This is a genomic window from Petrotoga sp. 9T1HF07.CasAA.8.2 (genome assembly GCF_002895585.1).
In the GTDB taxonomy this organism is placed as follows: domain Bacteria; phylum Thermotogota; class Thermotogae; order Petrotogales; family Petrotogaceae; genus Petrotoga; species Petrotoga mobilis.
In genome coordinates, this window is sequence record NZ_AZRI01000041.1 from 108388 (window position 1) to 126495 (window position 18108).

An 18108-nucleotide genomic window follows, 5' to 3' on the forward strand; every position below is an offset into this window, starting at 1 on the left:
GATAACGAATTAATTTTAACATTAAAGGTGATAGCAAATGAAAATCAAAGATACAGGAAAAGTTGACGTTTTAAAAACATCCATTTGGAAAGCTTTGTTTACTTTAGCCTGGCCAATCATTTTGACAAATATGATGCAAGCGATATATAATATAACTGATGCTTATTTTTTGGGAAAATTGGGTCCTTTGGAATTGTCTGTTCCTACTGTAATTTGGCCGCTGATCTTTGTTTTTATATCATTTGCCACAGGATTTTCCTACGCCGGAACCTCTTTGATAGCCCAATATACAGGATACGGTGATCAAAGAAGAGCTGAAAAATCGGCAGCGCAAACCATTTTGGTAATGACTTTTGTGGCGTTATCCATTATGGCAATAGTTTTGATCTTTAGCAAACAACTATTATCTCTTCTACGATTAGACGAAAATATATTTGAACTCAGTCACACCTATCTAAAAATAATGGCATTTAGTTTGCCTTTCAGCTTTTTAATGCAAACTGTGGCAGGTATATTTAGGGGATGGGGAAATTCATTTATAGCCTTGAAATACAACGGTATATCAATATTGTTGAATGTGGCCCTTGATCCTCTTTTCATTTTTCAATTCAATTTAGGCGTTTTTGGTGCTGCTTTAGCAACTATGTTATCTCAAGTTATAATGTCCGTTGTATTCCTAATTGTATTATTCAAAGGTAAAGAGGGTTTTAAATTACACACCAAAGATTTTGTTCCTGATCCAAAACTTATAAAAAAAGTTCTTTCGGTTGGCTTACCTTCTTCTATTGGTGAATCTTTTACAGCTATTGGATTTGCTATAATTATGGGAGTTATAGCGCAATTTGGACCTATTGTTATTAGCGGATATGGAATTGGAAATAGAATGAACAATTTAATAACGATGTTCGCAATGGGAATATCCTTGGCAACGGCTACGATGACAGGTCAATACGTGGGTGCTAATCAACCTGAAAAGGCTGAAGAAACCGTTAAAAAAGCTTCTTTGGCAACTTTACTGATCGTTGGAAGTGCTTCAATGGTTATGTTTTTATTTGGACACAATATAACAAAATTTTTCATAAATGACCCTGAAGTAATTAAAGTAGGAGAGGAATTTTTTAGATATGTTTCTTTCTCACTTCCATTCTTCTCTTTAGTTTCTGTTTTTCTTGGTACTTTAAGAGGTACAGGGCATACGATTCAGTCGACCATTATCGATATCACTCGATTGTGGGGAATAAGGGTACCCTTGGTTTTTTTCTTTGCTGAGACTCACGGTTACATAGGTGTTTTCATAGCGATGATAATAAGTAATTTCTCTGCCCTTTTATTAGCCTTAGGTTTTCTAATTTTTGGTAACTGGAAAAGACCTGTAATTGAAGAAGCTTCACAAAGAAATGCTTAATATAGTCAACAAAGGGGGAAGTTTTCATGAAAAACTTTGAGGAACTGCTGAATAGAGCAAAGTCCAAACCAACAAAGAACGTTGTTCTTGTCTGTGCAGAAGATTTGGAAGCTTTGAAGGCTTTATCAAAGGCAAATGAAGAAGGGTTTGCAAACCCTGTCTTGGTTGGAAATAAAGAAGAAATTAAAAAAAATTTGGAAATTGTTGGAAAGGAATTTGACATTATAGAGGCAGAAAATCCACAGGAAGCTGCAGAAAAGGGTGTTCGTCTCGTTTCAAGTGGGGCTGCTGATCTGCTGATGAAAGGTAAGATAAAAACCTCTGAATTGTTAAAAGCTGTTTTAAACAACGATTGGGGATTAAAAACGGGAAATTTGCTTTCTCATGTTGCCCTAGTAGAAACACCTTATTTGGATAGATTACTTCTAATAAGCGATGGTGGAATGATAATCCATCCAGATTTAACGCAAAAGGTTCAAATTATATACAACGCCGTTGAAGTAGCCAAAAGTCTTGAAATAAAAACTCCTAAAGTAGCTCTATTAGCGGCAGTCGAAGTAGTTAATCCGGATATGCCCGAAACAATAGATGCCGCCATATTGACCCAAATGAACAAAAGAGGCCAAATAAAAGACTGTATTGTCGATGGTCCCCTTGCCCTTGATAACGCTATAAGCGAACAAGCTGCCAAGATTAAAAATATAAACAGTGAAGTTGCAGGTAAAGCAGATATTTTAATTGTTCCAGATATCCATTCCGGGAACTTGTTAGGAAAATCTGCGGTATATTTCTCAGGGGGAAACGTGGCAGGGATTGTAGTAGGAGCAAAAGCTCCTGTAGTTTTAGTATCAAGAGCCGACAACGATCAATCGAAATTAGCCGCTTTGGCACTCGGAGTTTTAAACTCTTGAGATTTCTCATATAACATAAAAAAACACTGAGAAAAAGTGGCATATACTTCCTGCAAGCACTATCAAATGCCATATAGCATGATGGTATGGAATTTTTCTCCATACGTAAAATATGGTCCCGACTGTGTAAAGAATGCCTCCTATAACCAACCAAACTACTCCCCAGAAATCCAAGTTTGTAACTAAAGGCTCCATAGCAAATACAACCAACCATCCCATGGCTATGTATAAAATAGTTGAAAGAATCCTAAACCTCTTAACGAAAAATATTTTAAAAATAATGCCTATAGCTGCCAAACCCCAAACTACAGAAAATATAATCCAACCTAACCTTCCATTCAACGTAATTAGTGCAAAAGGTGTGTAAGTACCCGCTATTAAAATATAAATTGCCGAATGATCGAATATTTCAAAGAGATCTTTTATTTTTTGACGTTGAAAGCTGTGATATAGTGTTGAAGATGTATAAAGAATAATCAAGGACGAACCATATATAACCGAACTGAAAATACTCCAAGGTTGTCCGTTAATCGCTGAAAAAACTACCAATAACACCAAAGCAGCTATACTCAACAATGCTCCTATACCGTGTATAACGGCATTAGCTATTTCTTCACCCGTGGTAAATTTTTCGATATTGTCTAAATCCTTCACCCTATTACTCCTTTCGCATCTTTCATTTCAAGAAATTCTTCTCTCAAAATGTCCATAAATATTATATCGTATCTATTGTTTTTAAAAAACTTTGCTTGCCTCCGCCTGCCTATTTCTTTAAACCCTGCTTTTTGGTAAGATCTTATGGCTCTTTTGTTGTATTCAAAAACCTCTAACATAATGTTATTTAAGTTTAAAACGTTGAATCCATAATTCAACAACAATTTAATGGCTTCGGTACCATATCCTTTAGATAGATATTCTCTATTGCCAATAAAAATTCCCAAGACACCCGATTGATTAATTCTATTAATGTCATGCAACCCACAATTACCTATCAGCTCTTCTGTTTCTAAATCCACGATGGCAAAAAATACATCGTTACCTTTTGCCATTTTTTCTAAGATATCTTTTTCTTTTAGCAAAGAAATGATATTATCCTCTACCATCATGTTTTCTGATATTTCTGGGTCATTTAACCATTCCGTGTATTTTTCAAAATCATCAGGATTAACTGGTGACAAAAAGCATTTTTCTCCTACTATTTTTTTAAAATATTTACCCATAACGTCCTTCCCCCCTCTTATTCTGTTATACGATCTTTAAAATAAACTCCCTCTTCCCACTACAGCTAATTCGAAAGTCTTTTTATCTCAAAAGGAGCCCTTCCCAGTATTTCGTATTGCCCAGTTCTTTGATCTAACCATATTTCTCCCCAGAACATAACTTCTTCCTCGACTAAATCATAGATATCGTATCCGTCAAAAAAGGCATCAAACTCCTGTTTTCTTATTCCATAGTAAAAATCTTCGCCTTCAGAGATAATTTTGTAATAATTTTCGCCTTCTTTTATAACATCCTTTACTTTGGCCTTCACCCACCGCATTCTACCTAAATCCTTTTGGGTTAAGGCATCAGATTCCACGACAAGACTTTCATCATCATATTTTTCAAAGATGCCTTTTCTATCTTCATATGCTTGGATATAAGCTTTAACAAATATTTCTTGCTTTTTTGAAGTATCTTCATAAAACAACGGTCGGGCTAATCCATTTTTTAATATTTCTTCGTTTAATAATACTAAGTTACCTTCTTCATCTTCATAATAAACATACGCCAAAACTCTGCCATAATCGTCAAACTTATCCTCATCAAACTCTAAATATACGTTCCTGTTTGCAACATTTATTAGTCTATCTTTCACAAATTGATACGACTTATAGCCATACTCGCTAATGGGCTTACTCCCAGCTTTGATCTCTGGTGTGTCTATTCCAATCAATCTTATACTTTCAGCGTACTGGTAAGTGTTAATCGTGTCTCCATCGAATATAGAAGAAACTTTTGCTTTTTGGAGGTTTTCTATATCTGGTATTGTTATTAATTCTTGCGAATTAGCATAAACTACGCTTAATACCAATAAAAGTAACAGAAAAAATGAAGACATTTTTCTCATATGATTTTTCTCCCTCTGTAATTCAGGGCTTCCGAAACATGACTTATTTCCACATTCTTTGAATCAAAAGTGTCAGCTATAGTTCGCGAAATTCTAACTACCCTGTTTACCGATCTTGCAGTTAATTTTAAATTGATAGCTGCTTGTTTTAAAAAGTCTTCCGCTTTTTCAGTAAGAGCAGCAAATTTCTTCAGCTCTTTATTGCTAAGTTTCCCATTCAATTTATTTTGTCTTTTTATCTGTATTTGGGAAGCCTTTGAAACTCTTTCTTTAATCTTTTCTGAGCTTTCTCCATCTTCCTTGGACATGAGCTCGTCAATTTTTACCCTTGGTACATCTATTCTTATATCTATTCTATCCAATATAGGACCTGATATTTTTCTGTTGTAATTTAAGATCTGGTTCAAACTACACGTACATTCAATCTCCTTATCTCCATAATATCCGCATGGACACGGATTTTGAGAGGCTATAAGCATGAACCTTGCAGGAAAATTAGCAACGGATTTTGCTCTTGTTACCGTCACTTCTCCGTCTTCTAAAGGCTGTCTTAGGGACTCTATTACATCCGTACGGTACTCGGGAAATTCATCCATGAATAATACTCCATTGTGAGCCAAGCTTATTTCACCAGGTTTCGGAACGGCCCCTCCCCCTATTATTGAGGCCGTTGAAGCTGTGTGGTGAGGAGATCTGAAGGGCCTTTTATCGATTATCGTGTTCATATATCCAGCAACTGAATAGATCATAGTTGATTCGATGATTTCTTCCCTCGTCATATCTGGTAATATTGTTGGAACCCTTTTAGCTATCATTGTTTTTCCCGAACCGGGAGATCCTCTCATTAAGACGTTGTGAAATCCACTGGCTGCTATCTCTATACCCCTTTTGGCAAAGATTTGACCTTTGATTTCACGAAAATCCAAGTTGTAAGACGGTTGTACAATATCCTCATACTTTGGAGAGTATTCATCCAAAATACCCAGCGATATATTTTCGATATCTTTCAAATTATCTATAACGATAACTTCGTTTTTTTCTACAAATTTACTTTCCCCCTGATTTCCGCGTGGAATTATGAATTTTGCTTGTTGATTTCTTTCTTTTATGTACATCAAAAAAAGAGATATCCCAGAAACAGGTCTAACTTCTCCATTCAAACCGAGTTCACCAAATATATAGTAATCATCACTTAATTCTTTTATCTGACCAGACGCTTCCAACAAGGATACAGCAATTGGTAAGTCAAAATGTGAACCGTCTTTTCTCATAGAGGTGGGTGAAAGATTTGCAACTATCGATCCGTTAGGGATAGTAAACCCAGTATTTCTAATGGCACTGGTAACTCGTTTCTCACTTTCTAAAACAGATGTGGAAGGCATTCCTACTATTTTGAATGTCTGTTGGGTAGAACGAGAGTTTACATCGATTTCTACTAAGATATTTTCTACTTTAAAACCGTCTATGCAGCCAGTTTTTATCTTAGAATATTTCATCTTCCCCCCCTTTGGGTACGCTTTTTAATTTCAATTGCCATTATCTAATTTCTCCTTACCCAATTTTTGGGTGATAAAAATGATGATGGCAAAAGTAAAAAAAGGAATGGCGTAGGAGATATTAAAATTAATATCACCAATTACCCCCATGGAAGTTGCGATTATCATAGCTCCAATCCCAGTGGAACCAAAAGCCAACCCATTGTACATCCCTAAGATTCTCTTTGGGAGATTTTGGTTGGAGTATTTTTGAATACTTGGAAAAATGGCAGATAAACTAAAACCAACGAAAAGAAAGAAAATAAAGTGTTGAAATATCAGTAACAACGCAAGACTTATTATAAGAGAAATAGAGAAGTACAAAATGGTACCCAATTCTGTTAATTTTCTGTTTAAAAATTCCGTAATTGCCCTACCAAAGGTAAAAACAACCCAAAATAAACTTATAATTATAGATGAAAATTCCTTAGAATAATTAAAAACATCATGGAAAAGGTTTGCACTCCAAGTTATTATGCCTATTTCACTTCCCGAATAGAATAAGAATATCAACAATGACAAATAAACAAATTTTTTCCTTATTATACCTGTGGCTTCTTTAAATTTAATCGCTTCATACTTTATGTTTTGAATGGGTTTATAAATTAAAACAAAAATAAAAAGTAACGAAATTAAGATTAAGTGTATAAAATACACAAATCTAAAATCTAAGTTCACAACTAAAAATAAGCTAACCAAAAGGGGTGCTATTATTCCCCCAATTCCAAAACTCGCGTTTAAAAATCCAAAATTTTGGATTTTTCTATCAAGATGTGAAAAAGCGGAAGTTAAAGTCATAAAAGCGGCTCCTGTGGCTACTCCAAACAAGAAAACTGATAATACTACCATGGGGAAACTAAATGCAGTTACAAATAAAAACAAACCCATAATTAGAACAATTAAAGCACCTATCAAGAAATTTTTATAGCCTATCTGGGCGATAAAAAAGCTGCCTATAAAGTTGGATATCATGGTACCGAAGGTACTTATAAACGGTAATGAAGAAGAAATAGTTATTGAAACAGAAAATCTTTCTTGAATGGAAGTCATAAGAGGAGCAAGAGTATTCATGACCATCGAAAATAGAATCATTGATATGTATATAAAATTTCGCGTGTTCTTTTCGGTCAACAACGTCACCTCTGCTTTAAACTTTGAGTGTATAAGTGTGCCTTTCGAGTTATCTCAGGAATTTTATACTTTGTGGCAAAATGATAAGTAAAATCCAAAGCGTTTTTGAAATCAACCAAGTTGCCAGGAGATACAAATACAGGTTTCACATTGTCTCTTGTTCTCAACACTATTCCTATTTTCTCATCTTTATGGTACAGAAATGTGAATTCACCTTTTTTCTTTCCGGGTTCTTCGTATTCACCAATTAACTTAGATTTAGCAATTCCTATAGTAGGCTTTTCAATAAAAAAAGACGCATGTGTAGCTATGCCCATCCTTCTAGGATGGGCATAGCCTTGACCATCAAAAAAAACAATATCAGGTTCAATTTGAAGTTTTTCCCAAGCCTTTAAAAAGATAGGAAGCTCTCTAAAAGCAAGAAGGCCTGGTATATATGGTAAGGTAATCTTATCCACGGCATATGTTACATCGATCACCGATAATTTCTTAAAATCCATCGTTACAATTACAGCTAATCCTTCGTCTTGTTGAAAGGAAAGATCAACACCGCTTACTAAGTTTGGTACATCAGAGAAATAACTTAATTTAACCTCTTTAGCCAACTGTCTCTGAATTTTGATCATATCTTTGGGAGTCATATCGAAGCTATGAACGAGCTTATATTTCATCTACCTCACCTAACGTTGTACAATAAACTTCTATACCTTCGTCTTTTCCGCCTATTCCTAGACCATTGCCACTCTTGCCTTTTAAGTTTATTCGGCTCACTTCTAAATTTAAGATGCGTGAGGTATTATTTTTTATTTGATCAGATATAGGACTAATTTTCACACTATTAGATATGATTAGCGCATCTATATTATTTATCTTAACAACATACCTTTTACTTATCAAATCCATAGTCTTTTCTAAAAGTATAGAGCTATTAATATTTTCAAATTCTTTACTTTCAGGAAAGTACTCCCCTATCGACCCCAAACCGCACATCCCTAATAAACTATCAATTATCGCATGAAAAAAAACGTCTCCATCCGAATGGCCCAATAATCCATAACCTTTTGGATGATTAATTACAACTCCACCCAATATTAATCTTCTATTTTCAACGAAAGGATGCACATCATAACCAAAACCAATTTTTAACATGCTTCAACTTTTCCTTTTTGGCATTATTATAAACATGTAACTGTTGTCTTCTATAGGTTTTAAAATGGTAGGTTTTTCCTCATCGGATATATCGAACTCAAACTCCACAGTTTCTATTCTTTCTAACGCTTCTCTGAAATATCTCGGTGAATAAGCGATCTCAAGATTTCTTCCCTCTTGCTCAACATCAATCTCTTCTTTTGCTTCGCCAACATCGGGAGAACTTGCATAAAACTGTATTCTTCCATCTTCAATATTTAATAAAGTATATTCCTCACTTCCAGCTGTGATAGACATCCTTTTCATAATAGCCAAAAATTCTGAGGTTTTAGCCTTGATCTTTGTTATAAAACTCTGGGGAATTATACCCAAATAATTAGGAAACTCGGCATCTATAACGTTAAAAATCAGCTGGTTATTATCTTCTTCAAAATCAAAGAGAACTTGCGAACCACTTTGAACTACTTTTATCTTCTCTGTCTTTGCTGCTGAAAGTATCGTTTTTAATTCATCCATACTTTTTAAGGATAAAAGAAATGGTGAAAGAACATTGTCATCTTCCAGCTTACTTTCAGATAGGGCTAATCTATATGAATCCGTGGCGACTAAATTCAAAAACCCTCCTTGCCTAAAGTCCCAGTAAACGGCGTTTAAATTGCGTGAAAGGGAAGAAGAATCCTTTAAAGCACAAAAAATTACCTTATCAATCATATTAGTAATAACTGTTCTATCTAGCGAAATTGAGCTCCCTGTAACGTCAAAAGCAAGAGAAGGAAACTCATCAGGATCCATGGTAGGTAATCGAAATACAGAATTTCCACCTGAAATCTTCAAAACTCCATCCAAAGTGATCGTAATTGTCTCAGAAGTGAGATTTGATAGAATTTCCAAGAATATCGTCTGTTCCACCACTGTAGAAAAGTTTTCATCACTATCTTTAACCTTCAGCCATTTGTGAAAACCGGTCTGCAAATCTGTAGCATAAATGTGTAACTCATCGTCTTCTACAGCCAATTTTATTCCTTTCAAAATAGGGTTAGCTGTTTTTCTTGAAACAGCATTACTGGTTAATTGAACAGCATTTTTTAAAACCCTTGTATCTATTTCAAAAGACATCAAGTTTTCCTCCCTTTGGAAGAATTAGGGTTTCACTATCTCAATTTTACACTAAAAAAAAATTTAAAGCAAGAATAAATTAATTAAAAATTATTCGTTTTGCTCTCTTTCTTTTAGTTTCTTAGCCAAAAATGTGGCAACGTGATTCCCTTTGGTACCTCTTCCAAAGCCAGCGTCCATGTAATTATTGATCGCTAAATCATTGGTTATCTGAGTTCCTCCAACGATAAGTAATAATTTATCTCTAACTCCTTTTTCTACAGCAATTTCATGTAATTTTTTCATATTTTCCACATGAACTTCGTTATGAGTAATAATCATAGAAGCTAAAACCGCCTGGGCTCCCACTTCTATCGCACTATCTATGATTTTTTCTGGTGGCACAGAAGTTCCTAGATAAACATAGTTTATTCCGTATTTCTCTATTCCTCCATGTTTTATATCTAGTATTTCTCTGATACCTATGTTGTGTTCATCGTTACCTATCGTTCCGGCTACTACTTTGACCTTGTGTTTACCAAAAAAGTCAAAAAGCTCTTCATCGCTCATCACTTCGTTCTTTTTTGGGAGTTCTAATTCATCCTTTTTAACAAAAAAAGGTACTTTTGCCTTCAATTCAAGATAAGTCCCCTCTGATGGATGTAAAACGGCTGAATGAATAACATGAATATCTTCTAATCCCATTTTTTTACATATTTCAACCGCTGCTGCTTTTGCGTACTCTTCAGATTCAGGGATTGTCATGTCAAGTTGTATCCAACCATCGTAACTCCATTCAACTTCTGGCTTTATGAGATTATTTTCTTTGTATTCTTTTATATCTCGTAATCTTTTTTCAACGTTATCACTTTCGTCTAACTCGTTAATAAATTGAATTTTTTCTCTGTTATGTAAGGTACAACCACCGATTAAATCGCAAGGTTTTTCTAATTCTTCAGGCAAATCATTGTATCCAAAATGTTCACAGACAGGAGCCATATAATCTTTATCCCTTGGTACAACTGAGCCTGCTGCTATTTCTCCGTTCTTTTTTCTAGCTATTCCGTCTCCTGCTCTCTCGGGATAGTATCCGTTATCTACAAACATACCGTTTTCCAAGGCTTCAAAATATCCACCCATTTCTATTATTTCTTCAAGCATCAATATAGCTCGTATCTTCAATTCTCTTACTTCTTTTCTAATTTTTTCTTCATCAATTTTGAGGTATTGTTTAATATTATCTGCTGATATCAATGTATGTTTGGCTGTTTCAACACCCCTTATAGAGTTAACGTGCCAAGGCACATTTCTTCCTTCATCCGGGGTAATAGTTGATTGAATGTCTGCGGAAGTCAACCGAGAAATGAGGGTATTCAAAACATGAATTCTTGTGGCATCGAATAAATCGGATTCAATGTATCTTGTGTTCATTTGAGCTCTGAACTTGTAACCTTTAAATAGTTCTCTCAATGTAATGGCATAAACCAAGTTGGTTCTGAATTCAGGAGAAGGGGAAACTACGGGAGGGACGGTTGACAGAGCAATATTTTCTTTTTTCATCCCTACTTTTAACGAAAATAGCGAGTTTATTGCATGTTGTACCAAAAGTTCTGGCATGACGTTTCTGGCTTTTTTAGCAGAAGCGTTGGCGTTATGGGCACCATCAATTTGAAGTATATTCGCCCAAGCCATTACTTTTTTAGCAACGGCAGCATCTACAAAAGATCTTATTGGATTGATACCTCTGTACAAAATATTGTACTGTGGATCTTGATGAGCTCCATTAACCCCTTCCTCTACAAACAACACGGCTATTTCAGGGCCAGCTACACCTGAAACATAACTGTGAAAGTTTATGGGCCTACCAACCTCGTCTTCAATTAAATCAAGTGCTTTTCTAGTTGCCCTCAACTGTTTTCTCGTTATTGGTATCCCACCAATACCTTCAGGAGTTCCTTCTATAAGACCATCTATGTGGCTTTGCCCAAGTGTTCTTATGACCATTATATGGTCTGCTCCATGCCACGCAGCCATGCGCATTCTTCTAACATCTTCCTCAAATCTTCCTGAAGCGATTTCCGATGTTATCACCGTGTCTGGCTGTGGGTCTAAGTTATCAAAGTAATGAGCCGCAGGAAGAGGAACTGAGTTTTTCAGATCCTCACTTATCTCATAGTAATTAAAATCGCTTTTTTTGGTTCCTTCAGGTAATTTTTTCCTCCAAGTCCATCCCTTTCTTCTTGGTGTGTAATGTTCCAAATCGTTTAAAATCTCTTCTATTTTAATCTTTTCATTTGGTTGAAGTTTCACTTGTATCACCACCTCTAAAGATATTCTCAACATCATCCCAAAAACGACCGTTTAATAGTGCCTCTCCCGCTTCCATTATTCCTATATTTTTTTGTTTTGCGATTTTGTAGACCACATTCCCTGCTCCTTTTGATAATAAATTTTCTTGTACAATCTTATCAACCAACGCCTTTGCCTGAAGGGAATTAAAACCCATTCTTAGCAATACAGACCTTTCTATAGAAGGAGAGGTATGTGTTTCTGCCAAATTTACTAACGGATCTACTACTTTTTCAACTAATTCCCAAAAATAATTATCTAATTCCTCATCGGTCATGTTTTGAAGTTTCTTTGACCTTTCCTGAAAGTCATCGGCTCTTTCTTTCATAAAGACTCCTCCTTTGCCTTTTTAATCAAGTTTATTACCGAATCCTCATCTTCTCTTATTTCTTCTGATATAAATTCTATTTCTTTTTGAGTAAAATCGGTTTTTCCTAGTCTTTTTATAAGCTGGTTTATATACGATTCTTTCAATTGAGACATTGGAATTTCAATGTAGCCTATTTGTGAAGGATCTTCTGGTATTATAATTTTTTCCCCTGGTTTGTCCTCTTTAATTGGATCGCCCAATTTTACTTGAATCCCATTTTCTTTGGCAAAAGTGAGTTGGGCACTTGGTAACTTTCCTGCTCCTGTGTATTCTGTTTCGTTTACAACTATTATTTCATCTTCATTCATTTCCCTTGCCAAAGCAAAGGCTGCAACCAACGAAGTATTGCCAGCAGGCCCTCTTTGTAGCCCTTCGAGTTTTGCAAGTAATTCAGTCATATAGAATACTTCCCCTTGAGTTACAAGAACATACCTGTCCATATACCTCAAGACCCTTGCCGCATTCCTTGGAACATCGGATCTGTCAGGAAAAACCGCAAATGGGATCCCGAATCCAGTGTGTCCTGTAGTGAAAGACTTTCTATTGAAATCTTTATCGGAAGCCATATGTAAACCTCTTAAATCAACACTTGCACCAACAATCTTAGTTGAATAAGCCCCAACCTTTTTTAACCCTCTTGCAGTTCCGGTGGTTAAACCTCCTCCGGCATGTGTGCTTACAACAACATTGGGGAATTTCCCTGTCAATTCTTTGGTTTGATTCGCTATCTCCACACCTAACGTTTCTATTCCCGCAATACCAAAAGGTGAGTAAAGCGATGCATTAAAAAATCCTGTTTCTTCAAGAAGAAGAAGGGTATAATAAAATAATTCTGGTCCTACACTTACTTGAACAACTTCACTTCCATAAGCTGCACACGATCTTTCTTTTTCTAAGATTTCAGGCTGACCAACGCCTCGGGAATCAAAACATTCTTGAATTATAATAGATTTTAATCCTCTTTTAGCGGCTTGAGAAGCTACCGCAGCACCATAATTACCGCTTGTTGCCGCAATAACTCCTTCATACCCTAATTTTTTTGCCATATATACACTTATAGAAGCCCTTCTATCTTTGAAAGAACCGGATGGGTTAGTTTGTTCATCCTTAACGAAGATCCTTGCACCTTTCCCTTTATCAGACAATTTTTTAATCAATTTGTTTATGTTTTTTAGTTCAACAAGGGGAGTGTTTCCAACACCTGTTTCTTTTTGGATTCTTACAACTTCTTCAATTGAAAAACCCGACTCATTCATCATCTTTTCATAATCAAAGGCGATTCCTTCTATTTCATATTTATTGTAATCAAGTCCTACAGATTTTTTGATGATCTCTACCTGTCTTTCCATCACCGCTTTGTAAGATTTATCCATTTCTTTCAAAAAATTACTGCAGTAGGCTTATTACCCTAGTAGGAAAAGAAATGCAGTAATTTTTCTTCCTCCTTTCAAGATATTTGATCAAGATATTCAATACTCACCCATCGGAGTCAAGGAACTGGCTCCAGCATTCCAAAATTTCGAATTTAGGCTGGTGGCTTTTCGCCTCTGTCTTCAGACAGAGGCAGTTTATCCTTGTTAACTTTTAACAATTCGGGAATAGGTTCCCCAAAGTTATGCTCGTATTTAGGATTAACTTTTTCCAATTTTCCTTTAACTATTCTTCCAATAGGGGTTTTAATGGTGACGATATCGCCTATTTCAGCCTCTTCATCTTCCAAAAAACCTTTTATTCTAACTTCAAAAGGTACTTTTTTGGTGTCTTCCGGCAAATGTGAAGCCCTTTCTTCAGGATTTAAAACAATGTAATGAATTTGAACCCATGCACCCTTTTTTATCTCCATAAATCTAACCTCCTTCAGTGAACCTCTGCAAGTAAAGCTCTTGGTATTGGCAAATCCACCATGGTTAACAGACCAGGCCGAGCTTCAACTACAGAGGGAATCATATTGGTGGCTATGGCAATTGTGCCTTTGCCACCTGGTATTTCAGGATTTATACCCATTGAAATATCAGGATCCCCCTGAATTGTTATATAATCTCCTGTTTGAACGTTTTCTAAATGAGGAAGTACTTGCTGAGGATGCTCAAGTTCTATCAACAGTTCATTTTTGTAAAATGCCTTTGCGGTATGATTACACCCTGCTACCATACCTGGTTGAACCTTAACATACTTTGTTTCCCTCATGACATTAGAAATAATAGGTTCTCTTTTTTGTTCGATGCGATCAATTTCCCATCCTAAAGCCTTGGCTATCATATGTATTGACTGTTCAAACCCTATATGACCTACTATCTTTCCGTTTTTTATTCCTTGTTCAAATTCTTCTGGTGTTGTTCCCACACCTTGTGTTTCCATAACCGTTGGTCCAAAAGGTGAAAGATCATTAATTCTGGCTGCTTTAATCCTCTGAACATTCAAACATACTCCTGTCAATGTTATAATTAGTGTATCAAGGACAAATCCTGGATTTACACCAGTCCCTAAAACCGATACATTATGTTCCTTCGCAACGGTGTCAATTTCATTTGCAGCTTTTGGATCTTTTGAAAAAGGAAAAGCCATTTCTTCAGCAATGGTAATTACGTTTTTGTTTTCTTTTAATATAGAAATAATCTGATCCTTCACCACTGAGATAAAAGAGTTAGTAGCGATTACAACAAGATCTGGATCTGTTTGTTTAACCATTGTTATAGGATCAGGGTAAACTTTTATTCCAATTTTTCCTAAACCCAACAACTCTCCAACATCTTTTTCGATATATTCTTCCCTGAAATCGTGAACACCAACTAATTTTAGATTTTTCTTACTTAATATATTTTTTGCTATACCACTCCCCATTGCTCCAAAACCCCAAACACTTACTTTATACAATTTAAAAACCTCCTTGCAGTGTATTTGCTACAATGTGTGAAATTTTTTTCATTATCAATTATATCTTACAACATTATACCTTCTTTCTCAAACTAGATAATTCCCAATTAAGACGAAAAAAAGGCGTTTAAACGCTTTTAAAAGCGATTAAACGCCTTATACTCCTTTTTTAGACTTCTTCTTCTATTTACCGCCCACGCTTAAATCCCTTATCAACATAGTAGAACCGGCTACTGGACCTAAATACTTGAAATCAGAACCTATATATTCTAAATTATTCAACAACTCTTCCAGCGTTCCAGCTAAGGTCATCCCTCTAAAACTTCTTACAAACTCTCCGTTTTCAATTAATCTTCCACTTATTTGCACAGAGAATCTTCCAGAAACCGGATCGGCGGTATGCATACCCATTATGTTGGTGACATAAAGAGCTTTTGGAACATTCAAAATATCTTTTCTCGTCTTGTTAGCGATAAAATGAAGGTTTATCGTTCCAATGGAAGGATTTGGAGATTCCACCGATGCAAAACTGTTGCCGGTTGGTCTTGCACCCAATTTTTTTGCAGAATATATGTTATGTAAGAATCCTTTTAGGACACCATTTTCTATAACGTTGAATCTTGAGGTATTGGTTCCTTCATTGTCAAAGGAGGCTATGATTGGTGCAGAACCATTCATAGGATCATGTATGAGGGTAACCGATGAATTGGCTACTTTCTCACCTAATTCATCTTTCAAAAAAGATTTACCTTTGTATACATTTTCTCCCGATAAAGGAGTTATCAATGTCCCTAAGAACATACTAGAAGCGAAAGGACTCATGACAATATCATATCTACCAGAACTTAAAACCTCTGATTTTAAACCTGACACCGCCATTTCTACAGAATTTTTTACAATACGATCTATGTCTATAAGCCTGTAGCTTTGAGATAATTGATAATCAAAACCAAATGAGGAATCTTCTCCTTCAATTGCTGCTAAACTAATCGAACTAGCAGCGTTTGTAAACAAAGCGTTTTTGTAAAGACCATTCGTATTCCCAAAATGAATCCTGGTTAATGCAACTTCATACTCAGCACCACGAACAAATTTTATCCTTTCATCTTCACTCTTAGCCTTTTTTTCTAGTTCTTGAGCTAATTTCATAACCTCGTCTAAATTCATATCCTTTGTGTCTGCATCAAAAGCCCAATCTATGTATGTAAACTGTTCGTCATTTGATATGTCGTTTGCTTCGTCTTTTTCTGTATATTTAGTCATTTCAATTGCTTTTTCAACAGCTTGCATTATACCTTCTTCTGTTAAAATATTAGATGACGACGTGGCTGTTCTTCCATCGGAAGAAATAACTTTGATACCTGCTGCTCCTTTTTCTCCTTCGGTTAACTGCTCTAACTTTCCATTACTGAAAGAGGCATTCTTACTTTCAGTGGAAATCACATTTATCTGTCCTTTAAGCCCTTTACTTTTTATCTCTTTCATGGATTTTTCTATAATTGATTTTATATTAGTCATTAATTGTTACCCCCTTTTACTATTCCACCAACAATTAACTTCGGTATTCTTATGGTAGGCTGGGCATCGGAAACTGGAGCCCCTTGACCGTCTTTACCACAGGTTCCAACACCATATCCTAAATCATTACCAACCATATCTATGCTTTCTAAGACTTTTAATCCGTTGCCAACTAAGCTCGCTCCACGGATCGATTGCTTTATTTCGCCATTTTCTATAATATAACCTTCATCAACGCCGAATTGGAAATCACCACTTATTACATCAACTTGTCCCCCACCCATCTTTCTAACAAATATACCGTATTTTACAGATTTAATTATATCTTGTGGATCATCTTCTCCTGGTAAGATCATCGTGTTTCTCATCCTAACGATGGGTAACACCATATAAGATTCCCTTCTACCGTTACCTGTGGGTTCAACACCGAATTTTTTGGCAGTAATTTTCGAGTGCATGTATCCTTTTAACACACCGTTTTCAATTAAAACGGTCCTCTGGGTAGGAGTTCCCTCGTCATCATAATTAAGGGTCCCTCTTTTGTTTTTATCTGTTCCGTCGTCTACAACGGTAATTTTTTCCGAAGCGATTTTCTTTCCAACTTTTTCTCTGTACACAGAACCGGAAAGTACCAAGTCTGCTTCCATACCGTGCCCACATGCTTCATGTATCATGGTTCCTCCAGCTTCAGAAGACAAAACAACCGTGAATTCGCCTGCAGGAGCATCCACTCCTTCTATTTGTGAAACTACTTGTCTGACGGCGTCTTTTGCTACTTTTTCTATCATCTCATCTGTAAAAAATTCAAATCCCATGTTTGCTCCATCGGAGGAATAACCTCTAAACAAATTCCCTTCTTCGTCCTGTGCAAATATTATAGCAGCATAACGTGGATAATTTCTAATATCCTCAACTATTTTCCCTTCTGAATTCACTATTTTTACCTTTCTACTACTATCCGCATAGGAAACGGTGATCTGTTTGATGCGTTTATCGGCATTCTTAAGTAATTCTACACCTTTAAGAACCTTTTCTACTTTTTGTTCTACAGATACATTGTCAAAAGGTATTTCAAAGGGGGCAAAATCCCTCTTTTCTGCCTCTTTCAATTCTTCAACCTTTACGATATCATTAGAGCCAAATCTTTCGCTTGCGTTCTTTCTCAAAGTCTCAGCAAGACTCATAAGATTCTCGTATGTGGGATCGTTAGTATGAGCAAAAATCGTTTCTTCAGCTGATACAACCCTTATACTTGCACCTTTTGTACTTGAAAAATTTATTTTTTCAATTTTACCGTTATCGTAAACAATCGAGGTACCATAAAAATCTTCATAGAAGATTTCTGAATACTCTCCCCCCGATGAAAGAGAATGGTTTAAAATCTCTAAGTATTGAGCATTACTTAAATTCACTTCTATCCCTCCTATAAAAAGTTAGCAATCCTTCCTTTCATATTATATCATATTTATTCCTCTTGGAACTTGTATCGCATTAGATAATATTACATGTCCGTGAAAAAGATTGGTTAGATCATAATTCGATGTCTTTGAAATGATATCATATCCTTGACTCTTTTGGAAGGAGGCAAGGAAAAAATGGAGGCATTCGATATGGAACTAACCAAAAGGTTGATAGAAAAATATTTGAAATCAAGTAAAAAA

The 18108-nt window shown here is 35.7% G+C and carries 17 protein-coding genes; 2 read left to right on the top strand and 15 right to left on the bottom strand.

Going from position 1 to position 18108, the window contains the following annotated elements; genetic code table 11:
- Positions 1-37 precede the first annotated feature (37 nt).
- Together X925_RS09195 and X925_RS09200 are read left to right on the top strand one after the other, a co-directional pair.
- A complete protein-coding gene (locus tag X925_RS09195; RefSeq protein WP_103065040.1) occupies positions 38-1405 on the top strand; it encodes an MATE family efflux transporter in 1368 nt (455 codons plus the stop codon).
- 26 nt (positions 1406-1431) lie between these two features.
- Positions 1432-2316 (top strand): bifunctional enoyl-CoA hydratase/phosphate acetyltransferase, encoded by an 885-nt coding sequence (locus X925_RS09200; protein WP_121959763.1) that lies wholly within the window; start codon positions 1432-1434, stop codon positions 2314-2316.
- Between the two features lie 6 nt (positions 2317-2322).
- Here the strand turns inward: X925_RS09200 and X925_RS09205 are convergent, their stop codons facing one another.
- From X925_RS09205 to X925_RS09275, 15 genes are all read right to left on the bottom strand, one after another.
- Positions 2323-2970, bottom strand: coding sequence for a hemolysin III family protein (locus tag X925_RS09205; RefSeq protein ID WP_103065038.1), 648 nt, complete (start codon positions 2968-2970; stop codon positions 2323-2325).
- Positions 2967-3536: a GNAT family N-acetyltransferase gene (locus tag X925_RS09210; protein WP_103065037.1), complete on the bottom strand. Its 570-nt coding sequence runs from the start codon at positions 3534-3536 to the stop codon at positions 2967-2969. Before X925_RS09210 ends, X925_RS09205 begins: the two co-directional genes overlap by 4 nt.
- 65 nt (positions 3537-3601) lie before the next feature.
- On the bottom strand, positions 3602-4426 hold the full coding sequence (locus X925_RS09215) for a thermonuclease family protein (protein ID WP_121959764.1): 825 nt from the start codon (positions 4424-4426) through the stop codon (positions 3602-3604).
- Complete coding sequence (locus tag X925_RS09220; RefSeq protein WP_121959765.1) at positions 4423-5922, bottom strand: YifB family Mg chelatase-like AAA ATPase; 1500 nt, start codon at positions 5920-5922, stop codon at positions 4423-4425. The genes X925_RS09215 and X925_RS09220 overlap by 4 nt, the downstream gene beginning before the upstream one ends.
- 30 nt (positions 5923-5952) lie before the next feature.
- Positions 5953-7092 carry a sugar MFS transporter gene (locus X925_RS09225; protein ID WP_121567522.1) on the bottom strand — a complete coding sequence of 380 codons (1140 nt, stop codon included), beginning with the start codon at positions 7090-7092 and terminating at the stop codon, positions 5953-5955.
- A 5-nt stretch (positions 7093-7097) separates the two neighbouring features.
- Positions 7098-7763 (bottom strand): endonuclease V, encoded by a 666-nt coding sequence (gene nfi, locus X925_RS09230; protein WP_121514725.1) that lies wholly within the window; start codon positions 7761-7763, stop codon positions 7098-7100.
- The gene (gene ispF, locus X925_RS09235; RefSeq protein ID WP_121514726.1) at positions 7753-8241 is read right to left on the bottom strand and encodes a 2-C-methyl-D-erythritol 2,4-cyclodiphosphate synthase; all 489 of its coding nucleotides are present in this window, start codon (positions 8239-8241) and stop codon (positions 7753-7755) included. Before ispF ends, nfi begins: the two co-directional genes overlap by 11 nt.
- Positions 8242-8244: 3 nt before the next feature.
- Positions 8245-9357: a DNA polymerase III subunit beta gene (gene dnaN, locus X925_RS09240; RefSeq protein ID WP_103065031.1), complete on the bottom strand. Its 1113-nt coding sequence runs from the start codon at positions 9355-9357 to the stop codon at positions 8245-8247.
- Positions 9358-9447: 90 nt separating this feature from the next.
- A complete protein-coding gene (oraE, locus tag X925_RS09245; protein ID WP_199171523.1) occupies positions 9448-11646 on the bottom strand; it encodes a D-ornithine 4,5-aminomutase subunit OraE in 2199 nt (732 codons plus the stop codon).
- Positions 11627-12013, bottom strand: a complete 387-nt coding sequence (locus tag X925_RS09250) for an ornithine aminomutase subunit alpha (RefSeq protein ID WP_121959767.1) — start codon at positions 12011-12013, stop codon at positions 11627-11629. The genes oraE and X925_RS09250 overlap by 20 nt, the downstream gene beginning before the upstream one ends.
- A complete protein-coding gene (gene ortB / locus X925_RS09255) occupies positions 12010-13428 on the bottom strand; it encodes a 2-amino-4-oxopentanoate thiolase subunit OrtB (RefSeq protein WP_121959773.1) in 1419 nt (472 codons plus the stop codon). Before ortB ends, X925_RS09250 begins: the two co-directional genes overlap by 4 nt.
- 152 nt (positions 13429-13580) lie before the next feature.
- Positions 13581-13898: a 2-amino-4-oxopentanoate thiolase subunit OrtA gene (ortA, locus tag X925_RS09260; RefSeq protein WP_121959768.1), complete on the bottom strand. Its 318-nt coding sequence runs from the start codon at positions 13896-13898 to the stop codon at positions 13581-13583.
- Positions 13899-13912: 14 nt separating this feature from the next.
- Positions 13913-14929, bottom strand: coding sequence for a 2,4-diaminopentanoate dehydrogenase (gene ord / locus X925_RS09265; protein ID WP_121959769.1), 1017 nt, complete (start codon positions 14927-14929; stop codon positions 13913-13915).
- A 183-nt stretch (positions 14930-15112) separates the two neighbouring features.
- Positions 15113-16447, bottom strand: a complete 1335-nt coding sequence (locus X925_RS09270) for a TldD/PmbA family protein (RefSeq protein ID WP_121959770.1) — start codon at positions 16445-16447, stop codon at positions 15113-15115.
- The gene (locus X925_RS09275) at positions 16447-17859 is read right to left on the bottom strand and encodes a TldD/PmbA family protein (protein ID WP_158245187.1); all 1413 of its coding nucleotides are present in this window, start codon (positions 17857-17859) and stop codon (positions 16447-16449) included. The genes X925_RS09270 and X925_RS09275 overlap by 1 nt, the downstream gene beginning before the upstream one ends.
- Positions 17860-18108 lie beyond the last annotated feature (249 nt).

What these genes read in the sequence shown, in the direction of transcription:
- X925_RS09195 (WP_103065040.1), top strand. Translation starts at nt 38, where the DNA reads ATGAAAATCAAAGATACAGGAAAAGTTGACGTTTTAAAAACATCCATT.
- X925_RS09200 (WP_121959763.1), top strand. Translation starts at nt 1,432, where the DNA reads ATGAAAAACTTTGAGGAACTGCTGAATAGAGCAAAGTCCAAACCAACA.
- X925_RS09210 (WP_103065037.1), bottom strand. Translation starts at nt 3,536, where the DNA reads ATGGGTAAATATTTTAAAAAAATAGTAGGAGAAAAATGCTTTTTGTCA.
- X925_RS09215 (WP_121959764.1), bottom strand. Translation starts at nt 4,426, where the DNA reads ATGAGAAAAATGTCTTCATTTTTTCTGTTACTTTTATTGGTATTAAGC.
- X925_RS09220 (WP_121959765.1), bottom strand. Translation starts at nt 5,922, where the DNA reads ATGAAATATTCTAAGATAAAAACTGGCTGCATAGACGGTTTTAAAGTA.
- nfi (WP_121514725.1), bottom strand. Translation starts at nt 7,763, where the DNA reads ATGAAATATAAGCTCGTTCATAGCTTCGATATGACTCCCAAAGATATG.
- ispF (WP_121514726.1), bottom strand. Translation starts at nt 8,241, where the DNA reads ATGTTAAAAATTGGTTTTGGTTATGATGTGCATCCTTTCGTTGAAAAT.
- dnaN (WP_103065031.1), bottom strand. Translation starts at nt 9,357, where the DNA reads ATGTCTTTTGAAATAGATACAAGGGTTTTAAAAAATGCTGTTCAATTA.
- X925_RS09250 (WP_121959767.1), bottom strand. Translation starts at nt 12,013, where the DNA reads ATGAAAGAAAGAGCCGATGACTTTCAGGAAAGGTCAAAGAAACTTCAA.
- ortB (WP_121959773.1), bottom strand. Translation starts at nt 13,428, where the DNA reads ATGGATAAATCTTACAAAGCGGTGATGGAAAGACAGGTAGAGATCATC.
- ortA (WP_121959768.1), bottom strand. Translation starts at nt 13,898, where the DNA reads ATGGAGATAAAAAAGGGTGCATGGGTTCAAATTCATTACATTGTTTTA.
- X925_RS09270 (WP_121959770.1), bottom strand. Translation starts at nt 16,447, where the DNA reads ATGACTAATATAAAATCAATTATAGAAAAATCCATGAAAGAGATAAAA.